Consider the following 18,263-nt stretch of genomic DNA (forward strand, 5'->3'; position numbering starts at 1 on the left):
GGGTGGCCGGCGGTCTGCTCCCAGCCGCTGGCCGATGGCGGTGGGCTTGCCGGGATGCCGGCAAGCCCACCGCACACGGAGGCCAGCGCCGGCCTGGGGCCGACCATGACGGTGTATGTGTCGCGGTATGCCGCGACCGGCGAGCTGACGACAGACCGAGCAGCGGCGTTTCCGGCGTCGGCGCGGCCGGGCTCGACCGATCCGCCACTGCTGACGCACGTCTGGCGGATCGTGCTCGAGCGGCAGGCGCGGGAGAGCGACCGTCGATGAACGGCGACGGCGTGGCTGCCGCTGGTGCCGACGGGTCCGTGGCCGCTTCTTCAGGGCACTTGCCACTGCGTCCGCTCTGGCTGTGCCGGGCGTGCGGTCAGCCTTGGCCGTGCGGACGGGCCAAGCTCGATCTCCTCGGCAGCTACCAGGGCAGCCGGCTCAACCTGCTCGTCTACCTGGCTGGCCTTCTACACGAAGCGATCGACGATCTGTACCGCCTCAACCCGAGCACCGGCGGCGACGTCAGGGATTTGTTCGACCGTTTTCTCGGCTGGCCGACCCGCAACCGTGGCTGCCACCCGTCCTCCACCTCACACCCGCAGACACCGGAGGAGACATGAGCGTCCGGGACATCGGCATCATCGCTGCCACAGGACGGCCCGTCATCGCCGGGACCTTCCACACTCTGGTTCTGCAGCCCACCAGCTTCTGCAACCTGGATTGCAGCTACTGCTACCTGCCTGATCGGCGCGCGCGCCAGCTCATGTCCGTCTGCGTTACGACCGCCTGCGCCCGGTCGATCGAGCAGCAGGGCAGCGTTCATCCGGTGAGCGTGGTGTGGCACGGCGGTGAGCCCAGCGCCACAGCGATCGACATCTTCCGTGAATTGCTCGCCCCCTTCGAGGCTCCACGGCGGGCTGGGCGGGTGCGTCACGAGAGCCAGACCAACGCGACGCTCATCCACGAGCAGTGGTGCGATCTGTTCGCCGCCTACGACTTCGAGATCGGCGTCAGCATCGACGGGCCCGGCTCGCTCAACCGAAACCGGCTCGACCGGGCCGGAAACGCGACGACGGCCCGAACGATCCGCGGCACGCGAGTACTGGCCGAGGCCCGCCTTGCCGTACTCAGTGATCTGCGTCGTCACACCCGAAATCATCGATCACGCAACGACCTCGCCGAGTTCTTCACCGCCTTGCCGGGCTGCGAGTCGGTGGGCTTCAACATCGAGGAGCAGGAAGGCGCCGCCCGCACGCCGGTGCCGGAGGAAGCCGTGTACCGGTTCTGGAGCCGACTTCTCCGGCACCGGCTTGCCGGCAGTCCGCTCCGGATCCGCGACCTAAGTCGCTTCGCCGACTACCTCGGCGTCACCCGCGCCGGCCTCACCGACCGCGGCGCGCACGAACCGATCCCCGCAGTCGCCCACAACGGCCAGGTGGTCTTGCTGTCACCGGAACTGCTCGGCATCAAAAGCCCCCAGTACGCCGACTTCATCGCCGGCAACGTCCTTCGCGAGCCGATCGGCGACATGTTGGCCCCGTGCCAGCGAATTGCGATACGTCACCGAGTTCGTGACGGCGCTCAACGACTGTGCGGACCGAGCCGTCTGAACGAACCGATCCGGTCCGGCGACCGGCTGGCGGTCGCGCTGTTGACCGTCAACGTGCACGAGCGGCGCCGCTGTCCCGACTGCCCACCCGAGGGGTTCTGTGACAACGAGACGCACGAGCACGGCCGCTGTCTCAACTGCCCATCCGAAGGCCCCTGCGGTTGGGAGTGGTGGGCGCTGCTGGAGCTCGACCGACATCCCGGGCTCCACCGTCTCCGCACCGACTCCCCATCTGACCAGACGACGTAACCCGAGAGAGGCCAGCCGTGGTGATTACGCCCTCTGGCGCAGACGACCGCCCGACCATGCACGTGCTCCCGGAACCGATGCTCGACCTGGCCCACGTGAGAGTCAGGAGCGGCCCGCACAAGCCGGAGCTGCTCGCCGACGAGTTCTTCATGCTCGCCCACGACGATCAAAGCGGGAGGCCGCGGCTGCCCCACAGCTCGATCACCTTCGGGCTGGCCGCCGCGTTGCTCGCCGAGCTGGGCTCCGCCCGCTGGATCCACTTCGAGCGGGGGGATCTGACCATCCTGGACCGTCGTGCGCCGGACGACTGGCTGCAACACCAGGTGTTGGCCCAGTTGATTGCCTCGCCGCAGCACACCGCCACTCGCACCTGGCTGGCCTACCTCGCCGCGACCTCCTACGACCTGGTGGCGAAACGGCTGTTGCAGGCCGGGATGGTCCGGCCGGTGCCCTACCGGCGGATGTTCAAGACCGTCACGGTGTACGAGCCGACGGACATGAACGTGGCCGCGTGGTCGTGGGCACGGCTGGTGGGGTCGCTGCGCGACCTCGAACCGTTGGACACGTTCGACCTCGCACTTGCTGGGATCGCCCGGGAGGTCCGGCTTGATCAGTGGATCCTCCAGGGCACGTCCCATGCCTCGACCGCGTACCTGAGACAACTGTTGGCAGAGGCTCCACCGCCGATGCGGGACCTGCTGGCTGCCCTCAACGCCGCGATCGGGAACGCCGTCATGAGCCACCGCACCTGAGGTGCGGCCTGTGTCACCCGCACCCCTCGGTGCGGACGCTTCACCCTTTCCACCTCCACCTCCTGGGAGAACTTCCCCCATGTCCTCATCTCCTCCTGACGCCGTATCGGCTGTGCTGGCACGTGGCCGACTCGGCACGTTCGCTGTCGTGTTCTTCGTGATCGCCGCCGCCGCCCCGCTCACGGTGGTAGCCGGCGGCGCGACGACCGGGTACGCCGTCACCGGTGTGGTTGGCATCCCGGTGTCGTACCTCGTGGTCGCTGCGGTCCTCGCGTTGTTCTCCGTCGGCTATGTCGCCATGAGCAGGCGAATCGTCAACGCGGGGGCGTTCTACACCTACGTCACCCGGGGCCTCGGCAAGCCCGCTGGCGTGGCCACGGCCCTGATCGCCGTCGTCGGCTACAACGCCATGCAGATCGGCCTCTACGGCGGATTCGGCGCAGTCCTGGCCGCCTACCTCGACGGCCGTGGCTGGCACACCACCTGGTGGCTATGCGCTCTCGCCGGGTGGGCGGTGGTTTCTGTGCTAGGGGTGCTGCGGATCGACCTCAACGGCGTGGTCCTCGCGGGCATGCTCGTCGCGGAGGTCGTCATTGCGCTTGTCTACGACGTGGTCATGGTCAGCCATCCGGCCGGCGGGACCGTCACGTTCGACACCCTCGCCCCCTCCCACATCCTGGCCGCCGGCATCGGTGCCGCCCTCGTCACGGCCATCACGGGCTTTGTGGGGTTCGAGGGCACAACCGTATTCGCCGAGGAGACGAAGGACCCGAAGCGGACCGTGCCCAGGGCGACGTACGTCGCGGTGGCCATTACCGGCCTGCTCTACGGCGGATCGGCATGGGCAATGTCCGTGGCCACCGGCCCTGACAAGATCGTGGACGCGGCCAGCACGGACGGCACCGACCTGATCTTCAACCTGGTGTCCCCGCACCTCGCGCAGTCGATCATCACGGCCGGCCGGATCCTGTTCATCACCAGCCTCTTCGCCGCTCTGCTCAGCTTCCACCACACCGTGGCCCGGTACCTGTTCGCCCTCGGCAGGGAACGGGTGCTCCCGGCCGTGCTCGGCCGGACCAGCCGGCGTACGGGAGCCCCGAAGTGGGGATCCATCACGCAGAGCACCCTGGCCCTGGCCGTCATCTTCGCGTACGCGTTCGTGGACGCGGACCCGATCGTGCACCTGTTCTTCTGGGTCACCGTCACCGGTGGGTTGGGCGTCTTGATCCTGATGACGGTCACCTCCGCCGCAGTGGTCGCGTTCTTCGCCCGCGCCCAGAACACGGACGGGCCGTGGCGGACGATCCTCGCGCCGATCCTGGCGACCGCCGCGCTCGGCACGATCCTCACCGTCACGATCAGCCAGTTCGACACCCTCCTCGGCGTCGAACCGGCGTCGCAGCTGAGGTGGCTGTTTCCCGCCGCCTATGGGGTCGCCGCGCTGATCGGGCTGGTGTGGGCGCTCGTCCTGCGCTCGTCTCGCCCCGACGTGTACCAGGTGATCGGTCTCGGCGCGGACGCCGCGACAGCCGCGCAGCACGTCTCTGATCCTGTCCACCAGCCCGCATGAGGAGCACCATCATGACCGTTCGTACCGGGCTCGGAGTCCGTCGGGCCGCCGCGCCCGACGCCCGCCCGCTGTTGCCCATGCTGGTCGACGCGTTCCTTGACGGGCCCGTCGCCGACTGGCTGATCCCGAACCGCACCGAACGCCGCGTCGTCTACTACCGCTACTTCCGTCTGATGCTGGACCTCGGGCTACGGCACGGCTGGGTCGACACCACCACCAACCTGTCCGCGGTAGCCATCTGGTACCGGCGTGATGCAGAGCCCGCCCCGGCCGACCCGGCACACCGGCAGCAGCTGGATCTGGCGTGCGGAAAGTACGCGTCGAAGTTCCACCTGCTCGACGCGGTGTTCGCGGCGAACCACCCGCCCATGCCGCACGACTATCTGGCGTACCTCGCCGTCGACCCCGCATGGCAGGGCCGTGGGGTCGGGTCGATGCTGCTCCACCACGCGCACAAGGCCATCGACGAGGAGGCCCGGCCGGCGTACCTGGAGGCGTCCAACACCCGCAACCGGGACCTGTACCTGCGGCACGGCTACCAGGCCGGCGAGCCAATGCAGGCGTCGTTCGAGGCACCGCCGCTCTGGCCGATGTGGCGCCCGCATACCGACGGAGGCGTCGGTGAGCAGGTGCGTACGGTCATGCTGCCGCACCGGCGGTCCCGGTGAACAACACCCTGGCCGCCCCCTCGCGGCGGGCGAGACCCTCCGACGTCGCCGCTGTCACCGCGCTGCTGGTTACTGCAATGGAGCATGACCCGGTCGCCGAGTGGCTGGTACCGGACCCGCAAGAACGGCTGCGGGTCCTGCACCCGCTGCTCGCGGTCGACGTCGACCACGCAGTCGAGACCGGCCGCGTCGAGGTGGCGCTGGACTGGTCGGCAGTCGCGGTGTGGCGCACCCACGCCCCAAACACCGATCACTGGATGCTCGGGGACCACCACCTCACAACGTTCGCTGGGCGGACCGCTTCCCGATTCGCCGAACTGAACGCCGCAGTCCATAGCTACAGGTCCGCCGCGCCGCACCACTGGCTGTCCTGGCTAGCCGTGCATCCCAACTACGGATGGCGCACCGCCGGCGACCTGCTTGACCGTCACCACGATCTCGTCGACGGCACCGGCCTTCCCACCTACGCCGTCACCACCACCGAGGGCGCCCGGGACCTGCTGAGCGCGCACGGCTACCGGGCGGACCTGCCGCTGCATCTGCCAAGCGGGCCAAGGCTGTGGCCGCTCAGCCGTGCGGGCCGCACAAGCCCCCGACCAGGCCACGCCACCCGATGACGTGACCCGGCCAGGTGCACCACGGCACGGAGAGCGACTCTCCGAACTCACCCCCTTGAAGGAGGGGTCTTGACCATCACCGCAGACAGGCCGGCCACGGCCGCCGCAGATTCCCGAACCCTCGTCTCCGCCGAGACGTTCGACAAGATCACCCGCTACTTCGCCGCCAAAGCAGGAGGTCACCCAGACCTACGCCGAGCGTGCAGTCGAGCAGTTCCTCGTCTTCCTCAAGGCGCACGCCGACGCGCAGGACGCAGGACATCCCCGACTTCGGGCTGCTGCTGCCGACCTGCGAGTCCTACCGGGTCGTCCCGACCCGTCCGGTCGATGCCGTCTGGCACGCCGCCCTCCAGATCACCAAGCCCTACACGGCCGCCTGCATGGAGATCGCGGGCCACTACGTGCACCACCGCCCGAACCTTACCGAGGCCAGGCAGGACGGCACCGCCATCAACTACACGCTGGCGGCGTTGCACCGCACCGGCTACCTGGTCGACATGGGATTCTGGAACGGTGAGGGTAAGTCCTGCCGTCCCCCGAACCCGCCTCAGCCCGGTGTTGCCTAGCCGATCGGAGCACCGATGCGCAGCGACTGGACCGCTCTGCCGGACACCGTCACAGCGGGGATCGCCGAACGGGTCGGCGGCGCCTTCGACGTAGTCTCGGCTCCGAGCGGCCACCATGCGGAGATCGCATCGACCCTCACCGCGGCAGGCGGAAAGGTCTTCATCAAGGCGGCCTCTGCTCGGTTGACCTTCCAGTCACTGCGCTACGAGCTGGCGGCCACCCAGGCCGTCGGCTAGTACCCGCCCGCAGTCCTGTGGCACTTCGAGCGCGACGGCTGGTTGGTGGTGGGGAGCGAACATCTCGACGGTCCCCACCCCGACCTGTCGCCCGGCAGCCCGGATCTCGACCTGCTCGCAGTGGCACTGAAGGGACTCCAGGAGACCCCCGCCCTAGGCGAGCCGAGGTTCACCCCGGCGGCCCGGCTCGGCTTCGCGCATCCGGCGATGGACGGCGGGATGCTGGTCCACTCCGACCTCAACCCAGCTAACTTGATCATGACCCCAGGCGGCCTGCGGATCGTCGACTGGGCATGGGCGACCAAGGCGGCCCCGTGGGTCGAACTGGCACTGCTCGTCCAATGGCTGATCGGCAGCGGGCACACTCCCGAACAGGCGGAGGACTGGCTGGCGCAGTTCTCCACGTGGACTGCGACCGACCGCGAGGTCTTGGACGATTTCGCATCGAGGAACGCCTCGAAGTGGTCTGCCAAGTCCCGGCAGAGCACCGAGGGATGGGTGCACGACCTCGCGGCCTGGGCCGGCGAGTGGGCGGCCCACCGAACGGCGGCGACCGTCCGAGACCTTGAGTAACCACCCTGACCCGTTCTACACACGACCAGGCCCCGGCCGCCTACGCAGAGGTGACCGGGGCTCGTCGTGTGCGAGCGCCGAGCCGGTGTTGCGGCGGCACCTGGGCCCGGCAGGTCGCAGAATGACAATTATTGATACACGGACGGCGTAGGCGGCTGAGGCGCCTCTGATCATGCCGGGCCAAATCATCAGTTTGAGGCGTCACGGGATATCGGCCATCAAAGGCACCTCGTGGTGCAACCCTCGCCAGGTCATGGCCTCGCGAGGCGGCCGATGACGTGCTCAGTGACTAGAATATTGCCGCCTGTACATATGTTTGTGGTAACGAGTTCGCAGACGAATAGACCGGTGCAGCGGGCAGCGCCTTGTTGATGCCCCATTTCGGGGGGAAGAACAGACCAATGGGTGTCGGGGTCGGAGTGAACCGGGCCTTGATCCTGCTTCGCGCGCTTGCTAGCTCCGGAACTGCTTCGCGGCAGTACTTGTCGGTTTCGCAGAACAGGCCCTGGCAGTCGACCGCGTGTAACGGTCGGCCGTACAAGCCGCGGAACGGTAACCCAAGCCGGTCCATTTCTTCGACCTGGTGCTCGAGCATCCACAGGATCACGTCGGCTGGAGAGTAGTCACCGAGGTCCGCGAAGCACTTCCGGATCCCACGCAGCGCGCCCGGGCCGGCCTGGGTGAACTCGTTCTCGCTGAAGTTCAGCAACGCTGAGTAGTTCAGGTCGATGGCGGTCTGGTACGACATGAAGTCGCCCATGAGCGGGTAGCCGTGAAGCAGGTCGTAGACTTGGCGCAGGCTGGTGGCGTCGAGGATACGATCGGCGAGGTCGTCGGCGAGGAACATGTGCCGCCACAGTTCGACGTGATTGAGGTGTTTGCGGCCTTGGCCGTAGGCGTCGGTGGCGCAGAGGATGAATGCGCCGGTATAGAGGCCGCCGTTGACGACGACGGCGCGGTCGAGTGCTGTGGTGAAACCGCCGTCGGCGAGGTCCTCGAGAGTGGGGTACCGGCCTAGGTGGTCGCGGACGGACCGCCACGTATCGATCTTGCTGAAGGTGCGGAACGCAACGATCTGGAAGACACGATCTTGCGGGGTGCAATCCTCGTCGTGGTAGCACACGTCGCGGATCATGTATTGGCTGACGCGGTCGGCCGCGCGGTAGACGTTGCAGAATTTGTAGGCGGCTAGGATCGGATCGTCCGTCCACGGCGGAGCGTCTCCGGCGACGCGTCGTTCGAACATGGCCTGGCGTTGGCTGGCCATGTACCAGTACAGCTCGTACACGCCTTCTCGGGGCGTGGGTGGTCGCCGGGTCATCACGTCAACTTAACGGTGTTGACAAGCCCCCTGGTTACCGCTGCCGGTAGAACACTCCAGTGTTATGCAGATGGAAGTAGCGGGGGTCGTCCAGCAGGGGTAGCGCCGCGATGCGCTCACCGAGGGTGTAGCGGAACCGGTCGACGCCGGTGAAGTGATCGAACACGATCGCACCGCCGATCAGGGTGCGTTCTTGGACGACTTCGATCGCGGCCCGCGCCGGGGTGTAGTTGTCGGTGTCAATGAAGGTGCAGACCAGGTCTTCGTCGGCCAGCCGGCGGGCGGTGGTCACGATGTCGCCGGGAACGATCTCGACGGCGCGGTCGGCTAGGTACCGGCGCACGGCGGTTAGGTCCGTGAAGACGCAGTCGGGGTGGTCGTACATGTCCAGTGGGCTGCGTCGCGCTGGGAAGCCGTCGAAGGTGTCGAAGCCGATGACCGGCCAATCGACGCCGAGGCGCTCGATGATGCGGGACAGGAACATGGTGGTGCCGCCTTTGAACATGCCGAACTCGGCGACCACACCGCACAGGCCGATGCGGGCGGCGTTGGTGAGACATTGGTGCAGGTGGGGCAGGGTGTTCGGGTAGCCATTGGCGAGTGACGGCACGAGCAGCCCGGCGAGTTCCTGACGGTAGCCCGAGTCGCGGTAGGCAAGGTGACCGTAGCCAGCGACGATGACCTTCGGAGTGCCGTTCAGATACGGGAGAGCGGCGCTGAGCAGGTGCTCCTTGTTTTCGTCGTCGGCGACAGCAACCACTTCGACGGGATCGCGGCGCAATTGCTGCAGCGACCGGACCGGGACCCGCAGCGGCAGGGCTGCGGGTTGGTCGGTGTAGATGCCGCGGAGGCAGGCGTCGAGCCCGATGCCGGCGAGTCGCGCGGTGAGTCGCAGTGCGGTGGGGGTCGCGCCGAGGATCGCGACCTTGGTGGCGCCGCCGAGCATCTCGGCTTCGAGATCCTCTGCGAGCTTGACAAAATCGTTGTCCTGCATGGCGGCTCCTTTGACCAAGTGCATGAGTGGAAGGCTGTAAGCGCCCACTATGACGCCCAGTCGCCCACACGGCCCGGCGGCTTGTGTCGGCGGGCAATCCGCGGAGCCGGTGCCAAAGGTCGCCGAGGACAGGCGTAGGCCGGGCCGACCGAAGCCGGTCTTGCCTAGCTCGGCTGGGCCCGCTGCCTGCCGCGGTGGCGTACCGCCGGTAGCTCATCGGAGTCCGGCGCCGCCCGGGTCAGATCTCCAACCTTGAGTTGGCCGAGGTACCGACGAGCGATTTTTGCCACCGTGGGGCCACTCAGGCTCGCGTTCGCAACGAGCGCCGACAACATCTGCGCGCGGCTGATCGGAATCCCCTCATCCGCAGCCAGCCGGACCAGGATGTCGAGATGGGCGTCGACCTCGGCCGGCCATTGGATCGAGGTCGTGCGGCGTTGCGAATCCTTTAGCAGACCCACGCGCCACCCGCCCTCTATCATTAGTTACGTAGCTACTATATAGTAGGGACATGTCAGGGGCTGTACTCGATCATGCGGTGCGCAGCTCAACGGCCTGCCGTGAGGCAATCACGGTTGCGGGCCGACGCCTGGCGCCAACTCCGGTCTTCGACACCTACTGGCGGTTTGCGGAGGCCCGGCAACGGATCTACCTCGACCGTCTGCACGAGGTGCCTCACCCCTGGACGAACGACCCGATCCTTGCCCAGTACCGATTCACCAACTGCTACCGCGCCGCGGACCGGGTCAGCCAACACCTGATTCGCGACGTCATATATAGCGGCGACCAGGCCTGGGACGAGGTCTTCTTCCGGACCGTGTTGTTCAAGCTGTTCAATCGCTCGTCAACTTGGCGGCGGCTGCATAGGACAGTAGGCATACCCACCTGGCGCGGGTACCGGTTCGAGGTCCTAGAGCGCGCGTTGAGTGAGGCTCTCACGGCCGGAGAGCGGCTCTACTCCGCCGCGTACGTGATCCCGCCGCCGCATCTTGGCGAGGCGCGTAAGCACCGCAACCACCTCCGCCTGATTGAGGTGATGATGGCAGCATCGGCGCCGGCTCGGATCGCGGATGCCCGGAGCCTGGGCGAAGTGTTCGAGATCTTGCGGTCATTCCCCGCGTTCGGGAACTTTCTGGCCTACCAGTTCGCGATCGACCTCAACTACGGGACTGCACTTGACTTCGAAGAGATGGAGTTCGTGGTTCCCGGGCCAGGTGCCCGCGACGGTATCCGCAAGTGTTTCGGTGTGGCCGCTGACGGCATCGAAGCCGACATCATTCGCTACGTCGCCGACACGCAGGAACAGCACTTCGCGCGGCTGGGACTGTCTTTCTCGACCTTGGGTGGCCGGCGCCTCCAGTTAATCGACTGCCAAAACCTCTTCTGCGAGGTCGACAAGTACGCCCGCATCGCACACCCGGGCATCGCCGGCATCAGCGGCCGGACCAACATCAAGCAGAACTACCGCCAGGACACCGAACCACTGACCGCCTGGTTCCCGCCAAAGTGGGGAATCAACGAGCACATGGCGACTGCGGCCGCCCCGCTCACGGCATGATCACACCTTCACCCGCACACAGGACCCGCCCACGCGAGGAGAGCATGATGTCCCCAGACCTGCAGGTCGGCGCCGACGTGGCGTACGCCGACGCCGTAACCGTCCTGGCCGCCGCGCTGGACCGGCTCGGAGCCCGTATCCACCGCGACCTGCACGTCGAGAGCAGCCACATCGACGTCAGCGCCGACCTGCGGTTGGCCAGCACGCTGACCGGGTTCTCGGCCTATGCGGATGAGTGCCTCGCCGTGTTGGACGACCCCGCCGTCACCAGCGCCCTCGCCGCTGCTCGCGCCAGTCACATGCGGTAACCACACTTGCCGTCAGAGCTCCAGCGCATTGTTGGCGAAGCGAGCCAGCAAGCTGCGCACCGGCATGATCGGGGGCTCCAGATGCGCGAGTCCCGCTACCACGGTCAGGTGGCCGACCTGCAGGTCGGTCTGTCCTGCGACGTGGGCAAGTAGCCGACCGAGCCCCAGATAGTTGCCGTAGCCGCGCTGGACCATGTACTGACTGCGATACGTCGCCAGCAGGTGTACGTGGCCTTCCGCGTCCAGCTGAAACGAACAGTGGCTCAAGCACGGGAAAGCCATCGCGTTGTTGTCGCGGCCCGGGACGTAGACCGGCACGTTCGTGGTCATGTCGTCGGGAAGAGCCAGAGTGGCCTCGTAGCGCGCATGCTTGGGATTGCCGCCATCTCGTTCGATGCCGACCCGCGTGATGACGGCGCCGATTTGGTCGAACGGCTCCTTACCGGTCGGGTATTGGACCAATCGACCGAAGTAGGTGCCGCGGCTGTTCTGGGAGTAACGCTTTCGCAGAAATGGGTACATCCGCACGTACCGGGCCACGAGTTCCGCGTGGTCGCGGCTCGACTCGGCGATCGCGACGGGAAAAATTGTGTTGGCGACCGTGTCCACGCTTTGAAGATCTTGGGCTGCTAGCAGTTTGTCCATGGCCGCCCGTACTGCAGGCGTCTCGGCCACCGGGTCGGCGATCCGGACCACGGTGTGGACCGCCTTCCGTTTCGGCTCGTGGTCGAGGCTGGCTGCGGCCGCCAGCCACGCCGTGGACACGTTGGACGCCTCTAGGCTAATCATGCTCACCGTCGCGCTCCGCTCATCGGCCCAATAAGGATCTGAGCCCGCGCGCTGGCAATGAGCCCGCGGTGGTCGTCGGGCGTGGGCATGAGAGTGACAGACCAGGTCTCCTTCCGATCTCGCGACGTGACGGTCAGCATCGACTCGCTGTCGATGTATCCGGTGACGTCGAATTCGACGCCCTCGCCGGGGGCGACGGCGTGTGGATCGGCGAGCATGGTCACCCCGTCGGGGCCGGTGAACTCAGGGTCGTCGCCCAGCCAGGGAGCGCGCACGATGAGGCGGTCGCCCTGCTCCACCGGCAGATAACTACCTTCGGTCAGACCAGTCAGGTCCCAGACACGGGCGGGGGGCTGGCCGTCTTGGCAGCTGAGGAGGGCGCGCAGTCGCGCAGGCTGAACTGCGGCCCAGCCCCTCGCGGCATCCGGGGTCACCATCCTGAGATGCTGGACGTGCCGCAACGTCCCGCGATACGACGTCGCCAGGTGCAGCGACAGCTGGTAGACATCCATCGCCTCGCGTGGAACATCCAACCCTAGCCGGATCAAGGTTGCTTTGACCGCCCGGATTGGCATCAGGAACCAAGCCGCGAACGCCTCCGCCTGCTTCTCCTCGTCCGGCCACTGCTGCGGTGCTGTCCCGCTGAGCGGATCGAGGCACTCGGCCAGGCACCGTCCATGCCCCAGCTCCGCGTGACCGAGCTCGTGTGCAGCGGTGTGCCGAATCGTTGCCTCACCCATGGTGCTGTTCAGGAAGATGCCACCGTGTCGGTTCGGCCCTGCCGGAAAGTACATGCCGAACAGATTCGGCATTTCCTGTCCTGCGACCATGAGGCCACAGCGCCGTAGAGCCGCGAACACGTCAACGTAGCGGTCATCGGGCAGATCGAGGCGGCGGCGCAGATTGGCTGCGGCGATGCCTGCGACTCGGTGGGCCGTCAGCCAGTTCACGATGACGCTCCTCGGCGGTCCGGTGCCGAATGGTCATCCTCTCCGTCGGCCTCGGTGTCCGCCTGGTAGGCCAACTCCAGGAACTGGGCGAACTTCATCACCTGGTTGAGGTCCTCTGGCTTCAGGTTGGTCAGTCGGCGAGGCAGTCCAGCCATGGCGTGCTCGGCGGGGATGGCGCCGAGGTCCTCATCCAGGAAGTAACTGACCGGATACCGGTACAGCCGGGCCAGCTTCTTGAGCTCCAGACTGTCGACCCTCCGGGCGCCCCGCTCGATCTCGCTGATCGCGGACCGCGGAATGCCCGTCCGCTCAGATACCCACTGCTGAGAAAAGTTGAGGTACTCGCGGACCTGCCTCAGCCGCTCGCAAAGAAGGGATGACTCGCTGGCGCGAGCGGACGCGGCTTCTGGTGTCGTCGTCATGATGGGCTCCTGTCGCTGGTGGTGCAGGCGGCTCGAACAACTTCCGCGAAGGCTCGAACCGAGCGCATCGAACGAGCTGAGTCCACATCAGCCGGAACCTCAACGTCGAAGTCCTGCTCGACCCTGGTCAAAATCTCGACGATACGCAAGGAGTCAATCGGCAGCTCCCAGCCGCCCTCCTCCAGCTCATCGCGTACATCCGCCTCGGACATGCCACACTCGTCGGCGAGGAGGCGGACGACCACGTCGACGATCTCGGCCACCGTGGGACTGGCCACGCGCTGCATGAACTCGCCTCGACTCTGTTGTCGGGAAATTCGTCGTGCTGCTGGACTCTACGACAATCCATGTGGGATAGTCAATCAGGGTGTGGTGAAAGCGGTCATCGACAGGATGGAGTACTAGGTGGAGATGAGGGCGTACCAGCGCTCTGCGGCAAAGACGATCCAGCCGCTCCAGGCGGGCGGCGACGATCTCTCGGTCGCCCTGCTCGGCCTCGCCGGCGAAGCCGGAGCAGTCCTGACCGCCTACAAGAAGCAGCTGCGCGACGGTCCGTCGGATCCGGAGTTCCGCGCCCGCATGCGGGAGGAACTCGGAGACGTCCTCTGGTACCTGTCGACTGTCGCACACCACCTCGAGCTCGACCTCGACGACGTGGCCACCGCCAACCTCGGAAAGATCGCCGACCGCTGGCGCCGTACACCCGCCGAAGCGATCCCCTTCGACAACGATCTCGAATCCGGCGAGCAGCTTCCACGGCGTGCCGACTTCGTCTTCACCCTGACCCGGGGACCCGAAGATCGCGAGATGTCGGTGCTCACCTGTAACGGTGTGCAAGTGGGAGACCCGATCACCAACGCCTCGCACATTGCTGACGGGTACTGCTTCCACGACATCTTCCACCTCTCCTACGCCGCGGTACTCGGCTGGTCACCGGTCATGAGGTCACTGCTGAAACGCAAGCGCCGCAGCAACCCACAGACCGACGAGGCAGAGGACGGCGGCCGGGCGATCGCTATCGAGGAGGGCATCTCCGCCCTCGTGTTTTCCTACGCCAGCCGCCACCGCTACCTTGAGGGCAAAAATCATGTCGACAACGATGTCCTCGATACGATCCAGGGCATGGTGGCCCACCTCGAAGTCGGTGCGCATCGAACGGCAGACTGGGAGAAAGCGATCCTCACCGGGTTCGCGGCCTGGAGGAAGCTGCGCCGCGTTTGCGGCGGCACCGTTCACCTCGACCTCGACAGGCAGACCCTTACAGTCGTCGAACCCGACCCACCCGCCGGCGCCGCCGAAGAAACCTCCGCCGCAGAGACGTTCAAGGCCGTGGTAGCCGGCCTCCACCGGCGTAAGGACGCCTCCTACGGCAACTCCTGGAAGCGCCGTGGCGAGCTGATCTCGATCATGGCGAACATCGCACGGAAGGTCGACCGGCTCAAGATTGTCGCGGTCACCCTAGAGTCGACGGCGGACGAGAATGCCCTCGATACTGCTGTCGATCTCTACGTCTATGCACTCAAGTACCTGACATTCCTAGCCGATAAGGATCCGGTCATTCTCGCCGAGGTTCTTCCTGCACGGGACGACGGGATTGGATGGAGCGATGGACCCGAAGGAGTCGAACGCCTCCTTGCAATCGCCGACCTCGCCGTTCTCGACACTGGAGTGGACGAGGCAATCGAAGATCTTGTGGCTGCCCTGGACGGCACCTTTGCCGAGCTGGAGGATTGCTTTACCGCTGCTGACGGACCTGCCGTACCGTCCACCCGTTCCCGCTTGACGGCAAGGCTTGCGGACCAAGCCATCCGATGCGTATCCGCCCTCCGAGCAGATCATCCTGGACTCTACCGCAAATTCTTGCAGACCTGGCAGAAAGATCTGTAGTAGACAAGGCATGCGACCGTGACGAAGAACTATCACTTATGGCACGCCCAACCTGACAGGATTGACACGGAAGCCTGTTAGCTTCGATGATTCACGACTGATGCCGGCTCCTTCGGGCCGGCAGGTCTGATCGCTGTTTGTCGATGTGGCCTGGCTCGGGGCATGGTGGTGGCCGTCCGTCGCGGCGGCGGGCGTGGTCTCCTGAGTCCTCCGGGTTGTTGGGGCAGCGGCTGTGCTGGTGAGCCGTGGGCGGGGATGGCCGTGATCCGGTTGAACGCGGCGGTGATCTGTTCGGCCCAGGGCCAGGTGGCGGGGATGCGGGGCCAGCGGCGGTGTTGGCCGTGCACGAGGCGGGCGGCGGTGTGCAGGATCCGGTAGCGCAGCCGTTACGGTTCGCCTTTGGCCAGGTCGCCGTTGGGGCCGATGAGCTGCAACCAGGCGATCAGGTCGATGGCGATCGCTGCGGCGGTGCACCAGGCGGCGTTGATGGCGAACTCGCGGGAGGGCAGCAGGCGAAGGCCGGTGTCCTTGGCGCAGCGGATCCGGTCCTCGACCCGGGCGTGGGCCCGGTGACGGGCCTCCAACCACTGCAAGGCTCCTGTCGGGGTGTTGGTGACGAACGCGGTGTAGCGCCAGCCCTCCTGGTGCTCGAACAGTGTCAGTTGGGCGCCGGGGTGGGGGCGTTCCCGCCGGACGATGACCCGCATCCCGGCCGGCCAGCCGGGCAGGGGCAGCAGGCCGGTCAGTTCGGCGACGGCGGCGCCGTCACGCACACCGCCGTCGGCATCGATCGTCGTTGACCACGCCTGGGCGGGTAGGCCGGTGATGGCGGCGCGTTCGGTCTCGCCGATCGACCAACCGAGGGAGTACTCCACCCGCCGGCCGCGCTTGTTGTCCTGCTCGGTCAGCCAGTCGAGCACGGCGTAGGTGGCCGCGGCGGCGTCACCGCGGATGAGCAGGTGCCGCCGGTGTTTCGCGGGGACCTGCGCGATGGCTTGGGCGAGCACGTTGAGGTGATCGGCGGCGGTGTTGGCCCCGGCGTTGCCCGGTCGCAACGTGATGGCCAGCAACTCCCCAGTGTTGTCGCAGGTCACCAGGATCGGATGGAACCCGAAGCTGTGCTTGTAGGTGGCCGCAGCGCCCTTCCTTGTCGGTGTGCGCGACCACGATCGTGGAGTCCACGTCCAGGACCACCACACCGGTGCCGATGTCCCGGCCCGCCGCCCGCGCCGCCGGTGGACCACCGAACAGCTGCCACATCCGGGCGCGTACCTTCGCCCTGGCCCGGATGCGCCGCAGCTGCACCACGCCGATCTCGTCCAGGGCCCGCCACACCGTGGTGTCCGAGGCCACCGGCCCGAACACCTCCCGCTGGTGGCGCAGCACGTCGATGTCCGCGATCGCTTCCCCGCCGTCAGCGATCATCACCGCCAGGTCGACCAGCACCCGACCCCGACCATGCACCGGCCACCAGCAGGCCCGGGCCAGCCCCACCGACAACGCCCGGTCAACCCGGACCGACCAGCCAGCAACCGCAGCAACGCCGCACCAACGTGCGACACCACACCCGACCACCCGCGGTGACCCGCAGATCCCTCGACCACGCCGTAAGCTGCACCTCGGAAGTGCCTCCCCCAGAGAGAAACCTGTAGATGTCGCAATGACAAGTTTCCCTTGCAGGGCAGGCACTTCCGCTCATCTACACGCCGACGAACAGCACATCCCGGCGATAACCATGAATCACCCAGGTTAGGGCCTGTCTGCATGTGCAATAGCGGCGCATGGCAGCTTTGACGAGCCCAAGCGATGAAGGCCTCATGCTGGGTCTTGCAAAGATACTCTCTTGATGTGGCCCTTAGATTTCCTGAAGGGAAGCCGTATTCGCTGGCGTTGCCGATCATGCGCAATCCGTCGCAACTCCTCAGTGAACTGGATTATGCCGGAGTTGACCTTATGCAGGTCAGCCAAAAGTTCCTCGTAATCCGGAAACTGCCGCTGAGTCTCCTGCGGGGTCATCGAGGCAAAGCGCGGTTCCGTTAGGCTGGTGTCATACCAGCGCCGAAAGCGGGCCTGCCACTTGGTGAGGTGAGGGCGAAGTCCGTCGTTCAGTGCCTTCATCAGTACCTCGGCTAGGACAGGTGCGTCGCCACTGGCCCGAACAGATTCTGGCGGGATCGCTTTTGCAAGGTCGCGTAACGCGCGAAATAGTTCGTACCAAGAGTTGTAGACCTCGACGATGACGTCATGCTCGGGGTCGAAGGGGATTGCCGCCTTCCGGGAGCAAAGCTCTACCCATGCATTGTGTGCAATCTTAGCGACCTCGTTGTCGGGGCAGATCTCGATCTGTCCCAGACCGGCAAATGTGAAGTTGGCCTTGGTGAGCTTCCATGGACGGGTGCCTTTACGGAGCAGTTCCGCCCCGATGGCGAGGCCAATGAGGGCGCCGATTAGGCCGCCTCCAACGTGTACATCGATGCCCCACCCTTTGATCTGGATGTGGAGCAGGTCGCGCCAGGTCATTACGAGACCCCCACGAGGTCGGAGGGGTATGCCCCCTCTTTAAAACCCGCTAATACGATGCCCGAGGTTGACTGCCGAAGATGTTCAGCCTTTTATTCCGGCCGTTACTCGCAAGATTAATGCTGCGCTCGCGGCGCACTCGACTTTGCCGTCTAGCGCCGCCTGCTCAGCTGATTGGACGGTAAGCCGTACGACGCGAAGATCTCGTTCTGCCGACTCGGGCGAGGCTGGTCCCTCCGTGATATTGCGAACTGACCATAGGTGGACCTGCGCCGTGGTCAAGCCGGGTAGTGGGCGTACGGACCCATGGTTGGTCCAAGTGCCATCGCTAAAACCGGTTTCTTGCTGGAGTTCGCGCCTGGCTGCAACCAGGCTTTCTTCGCCGCGTTCAAGGCTTCCACCAGGAAGTTGAAGCGCCTGCCCAGCCAAATAGTGGTATTGGTCGATTAGGAGGATCGAGTCGCCTGCAAGGGCAACCACTCGCACCTGATCTGGAGCGGCGACCCAGTCATAATGACCAATGCTGCCGTCGGGACGCCTAACTTGGTCGCGGTATACGTCGAAGTGTGGTGTGTGGAGGGTGCGCTCGCTCGCGAGCTTGTCCCAGGGGCCCCTGTGTGGCATGTAGAGAGGTTAGACGATGTCGGGCAAGCTGTGAATGCTCGAGCGCCGGGAATCTGTG

Annotated in this window: 21 protein-coding genes and 2 pseudogenes; 13 read left to right on the plus strand and 10 right to left on the minus strand. The window is 66.0% G+C overall.

The annotated features are described in order from the left end of the window. Positions 1–105: 105 nt before the first annotated feature. The 10 genes and pseudogenes from amcA (at position 106) to A6A27_RS17340 (ending at position 6,832) form a co-directional block, all read left to right on the plus strand. Complete coding sequence (gene amcA / locus A6A27_RS47145) at positions 106–270, plus strand: multiple cyclophane-containing RiPP AmcA (RefSeq protein WP_338013296.1); 165 nt, start codon at positions 106–108, stop codon at positions 268–270. Beyond that, positions 267–611, plus strand: a complete 345-nt coding sequence (locus tag A6A27_RS17305) for a hypothetical protein (protein WP_073835652.1) — start codon at positions 267–269, stop codon at positions 609–611. The genes amcA and A6A27_RS17305 overlap by 4 nt, the downstream gene beginning before the upstream one ends. Continuing rightward, a pseudogene (amcB, locus tag A6A27_RS17310) lies at positions 608–1,589 on the plus strand (cyclophane-forming radical SAM peptide maturase AmcB); the annotation flags it as partial. The gene A6A27_RS17305 and the pseudogene amcB, both read left to right, overlap by 4 nt. Positions 1,590–1,905: 316 nt before the next feature. Then, complete coding sequence (locus A6A27_RS17315) at positions 1,906–2,601, plus strand: GOLPH3/VPS74 family protein (RefSeq protein ID WP_083672656.1); 696 nt, start codon at positions 1,906–1,908, stop codon at positions 2,599–2,601. A 79-nt stretch (positions 2,602–2,680) separates the two neighbouring features. Next, on the plus strand, positions 2,681–4,171 hold the full coding sequence (locus A6A27_RS17320; RefSeq protein ID WP_073835653.1) for an APC family permease: 1,491 nt from the start codon (positions 2,681–2,683) through the stop codon (positions 4,169–4,171). 11 nt (positions 4,172–4,182) lie between these two features. Beyond that, the gene (locus tag A6A27_RS17325; protein WP_073835654.1) at positions 4,183–4,839 is read left to right on the plus strand and encodes a GNAT family N-acetyltransferase; all 657 of its coding nucleotides are present in this window, start codon (positions 4,183–4,185) and stop codon (positions 4,837–4,839) included. Beyond that, positions 4,836–5,456 (plus strand): hypothetical protein, encoded by a 621-nt coding sequence (locus A6A27_RS17330; protein WP_073835655.1) that lies wholly within the window; start codon positions 4,836–4,838, stop codon positions 5,454–5,456. Before A6A27_RS17325 ends, A6A27_RS17330 begins: the two co-directional genes overlap by 4 nt. Before the next feature lie 200 nt (positions 5,457–5,656). Further along, a complete protein-coding gene (locus A6A27_RS17335) occupies positions 5,657–6,022 on the plus strand; it encodes a hypothetical protein (protein ID WP_241825306.1) in 366 nt (121 codons plus the stop codon). 15 nt (positions 6,023–6,037) lie between these two features. Continuing rightward, complete coding sequence (locus A6A27_RS47150; RefSeq protein ID WP_338013294.1) at positions 6,038–6,259, plus strand: hypothetical protein; 222 nt, start codon at positions 6,038–6,040, stop codon at positions 6,257–6,259. 48 nt (positions 6,260–6,307) lie between these two features. Then, positions 6,308–6,832 carry a phosphotransferase family protein gene (locus A6A27_RS17340; RefSeq protein ID WP_338013295.1) on the plus strand — a complete coding sequence of 175 codons (525 nt, stop codon included), beginning with the start codon at positions 6,308–6,310 and terminating at the stop codon, positions 6,830–6,832. Positions 6,833–7,121: 289 nt separating this feature from the next. Here the strand turns inward: A6A27_RS17340 and A6A27_RS17345 are convergent, their stop codons facing one another. The 3 genes from A6A27_RS17345 to A6A27_RS17355 form a co-directional block, all read right to left on the minus strand. Next, complete coding sequence (locus tag A6A27_RS17345; RefSeq protein ID WP_198940342.1) at positions 7,122–8,120, minus strand: nucleotide kinase domain-containing protein; 999 nt, start codon at positions 8,118–8,120, stop codon at positions 7,122–7,124. Positions 8,121–8,187: 67 nt separating this feature from the next. Next, positions 8,188–9,147, minus strand: a complete 960-nt coding sequence (locus A6A27_RS17350) for a TylF/MycF/NovP-related O-methyltransferase (RefSeq protein ID WP_073835656.1) — start codon at positions 9,145–9,147, stop codon at positions 8,188–8,190. A gap of 164 nt (positions 9,148–9,311) precedes the next feature. Beyond that, complete coding sequence (locus A6A27_RS17355) at positions 9,312–9,608, minus strand: hypothetical protein (protein WP_073835657.1); 297 nt, start codon at positions 9,606–9,608, stop codon at positions 9,312–9,314. A 50-nt stretch (positions 9,609–9,658) separates the two neighbouring features. Between A6A27_RS17355 and A6A27_RS17360 the strand changes: the two genes are divergently transcribed. Next, positions 9,659–10,705 carry a nucleotide kinase domain-containing protein gene (locus A6A27_RS17360; RefSeq protein ID WP_158073994.1) on the plus strand — a complete coding sequence of 349 codons (1,047 nt, stop codon included), beginning with the start codon at positions 9,659–9,661 and terminating at the stop codon, positions 10,703–10,705. 47 nt (positions 10,706–10,752) lie between these two features. After that, entirely contained in the window at positions 10,753–11,013 is a 261-nt protein-coding gene (locus A6A27_RS17365; RefSeq protein ID WP_241825307.1) for a hypothetical protein, read from the plus strand. A gap of 12 nt (positions 11,014–11,025) precedes the next feature. Here the strand turns inward: A6A27_RS17365 and A6A27_RS17370 are convergent, their stop codons facing one another. The 4 genes from A6A27_RS17370 to A6A27_RS17385 are packed head-to-tail and all read right to left on the minus strand — an operon-like array spanning position 11,026 to position 13,461. Continuing rightward, complete coding sequence (locus tag A6A27_RS17370) at positions 11,026–11,802, minus strand: hypothetical protein (RefSeq protein WP_241825313.1); 777 nt, start codon at positions 11,800–11,802, stop codon at positions 11,026–11,028. A gap of 2 nt (positions 11,803–11,804) precedes the next feature. Then, a complete protein-coding gene (locus tag A6A27_RS17375) occupies positions 11,805–12,752 on the minus strand; it encodes an ImmA/IrrE family metallo-endopeptidase (RefSeq protein WP_073835660.1) in 948 nt (315 codons plus the stop codon). Further along, complete coding sequence (locus A6A27_RS17380) at positions 12,749–13,174, minus strand: helix-turn-helix domain-containing protein (protein WP_073835661.1); 426 nt, start codon at positions 13,172–13,174, stop codon at positions 12,749–12,751. The genes A6A27_RS17375 and A6A27_RS17380 overlap by 4 nt, the downstream gene beginning before the upstream one ends. After that, complete coding sequence (locus A6A27_RS17385) at positions 13,171–13,461, minus strand: acyl carrier protein (RefSeq protein ID WP_073835662.1); 291 nt, start codon at positions 13,459–13,461, stop codon at positions 13,171–13,173. The genes A6A27_RS17380 and A6A27_RS17385 overlap by 4 nt, the downstream gene beginning before the upstream one ends. 124 nt (positions 13,462–13,585) lie before the next feature. On the opposite strand from A6A27_RS17385, the gene A6A27_RS17390 reads away from it, so the two are divergent. Beyond that, positions 13,586–15,061: a nucleoside triphosphate pyrophosphohydrolase family protein gene (locus A6A27_RS17390; RefSeq protein WP_241825314.1), complete on the plus strand. Its 1,476-nt coding sequence runs from the start codon at positions 13,586–13,588 to the stop codon at positions 15,059–15,061. A 251-nt stretch (positions 15,062–15,312) separates the two neighbouring features. Here the strand turns inward: A6A27_RS17390 and A6A27_RS17395 are convergent. The 3 genes and pseudogenes from A6A27_RS17395 to A6A27_RS47510 form a co-directional block, all read right to left on the minus strand. After that, positions 15,313–16,679: pseudogene (locus tag A6A27_RS17395) on the minus strand (IS1380 family transposase); the annotation flags it as partial. Between the two features lie 197 nt (positions 16,680–16,876). Continuing rightward, a complete protein-coding gene (locus A6A27_RS43195) occupies positions 16,877–17,581 on the minus strand; it encodes a hypothetical protein (protein WP_143194037.1) in 705 nt (234 codons plus the stop codon). 84 nt (positions 17,582–17,665) lie between these two features. After that, on the minus strand, positions 17,666–18,205 hold the full coding sequence (locus tag A6A27_RS47510; protein ID WP_083672657.1) for an NUDIX hydrolase: 540 nt from the start codon (positions 18,203–18,205) through the stop codon (positions 17,666–17,668). Positions 18,206–18,263: the final 58 nt, after the last annotated feature.

This window comes from Micromonospora sp. CB01531 (assembly GCF_001905095.1).
Taxonomy (GTDB): Bacteria; Actinomycetota; Actinomycetes; order Mycobacteriales; family Micromonosporaceae; genus Micromonospora.

Bases quoted from the DNA above. Each gene is read 5' to 3' on its own strand.
- amcA (WP_338013296.1), top strand. From the start codon at position 106: ATGACGGTGTATGTGTCGCGGTATGCCGCGACCGGCGAGCTGACGACA.
- A6A27_RS17305 (WP_073835652.1), top strand. From the start codon at position 267: ATGAACGGCGACGGCGTGGCTGCCGCTGGTGCCGACGGGTCCGTGGCC.
- A6A27_RS17315 (WP_083672656.1), top strand. From the start codon at position 1,906: ATGCACGTGCTCCCGGAACCGATGCTCGACCTGGCCCACGTGAGAGTC.
- A6A27_RS17320 (WP_073835653.1), top strand. From the start codon at position 2,681: ATGTCCTCATCTCCTCCTGACGCCGTATCGGCTGTGCTGGCACGTGGC.
- A6A27_RS17325 (WP_073835654.1), top strand. From the start codon at position 4,183: ATGACCGTTCGTACCGGGCTCGGAGTCCGTCGGGCCGCCGCGCCCGAC.
- A6A27_RS47150 (WP_338013294.1), top strand. From the start codon at position 6,038: ATGCGCAGCGACTGGACCGCTCTGCCGGACACCGTCACAGCGGGGATC.
- A6A27_RS17350 (WP_073835656.1), bottom strand. From the start codon at position 9,147: ATGCAGGACAACGATTTTGTCAAGCTCGCAGAGGATCTCGAAGCCGAG.
- A6A27_RS17360 (WP_158073994.1), top strand. From the start codon at position 9,659: ATGTCAGGGGCTGTACTCGATCATGCGGTGCGCAGCTCAACGGCCTGC.
- A6A27_RS17365 (WP_241825307.1), top strand. From the start codon at position 10,753: ATGTCCCCAGACCTGCAGGTCGGCGCCGACGTGGCGTACGCCGACGCC.
- A6A27_RS17370 (WP_241825313.1), bottom strand. From the start codon at position 11,802: ATGATTAGCCTAGAGGCGTCCAACGTGTCCACGGCGTGGCTGGCGGCC.
- A6A27_RS17380 (WP_073835661.1), bottom strand. From the start codon at position 13,174: ATGACGACGACACCAGAAGCCGCGTCCGCTCGCGCCAGCGAGTCATCC.
- A6A27_RS17385 (WP_073835662.1), bottom strand. From the start codon at position 13,461: ATGCAGCGCGTGGCCAGTCCCACGGTGGCCGAGATCGTCGACGTGGTC.
- A6A27_RS17390 (WP_241825314.1), top strand. From the start codon at position 13,586: ATGAGGGCGTACCAGCGCTCTGCGGCAAAGACGATCCAGCCGCTCCAG.
- A6A27_RS43195 (WP_143194037.1), bottom strand. From the start codon at position 17,581: ATGACCTGGCGCGACCTGCTCCACATCCAGATCAAAGGGTGGGGCATC.
- A6A27_RS47510 (WP_083672657.1), bottom strand. From the start codon at position 18,205: ATGCCACACAGGGGCCCCTGGGACAAGCTCGCGAGCGAGCGCACCCTC.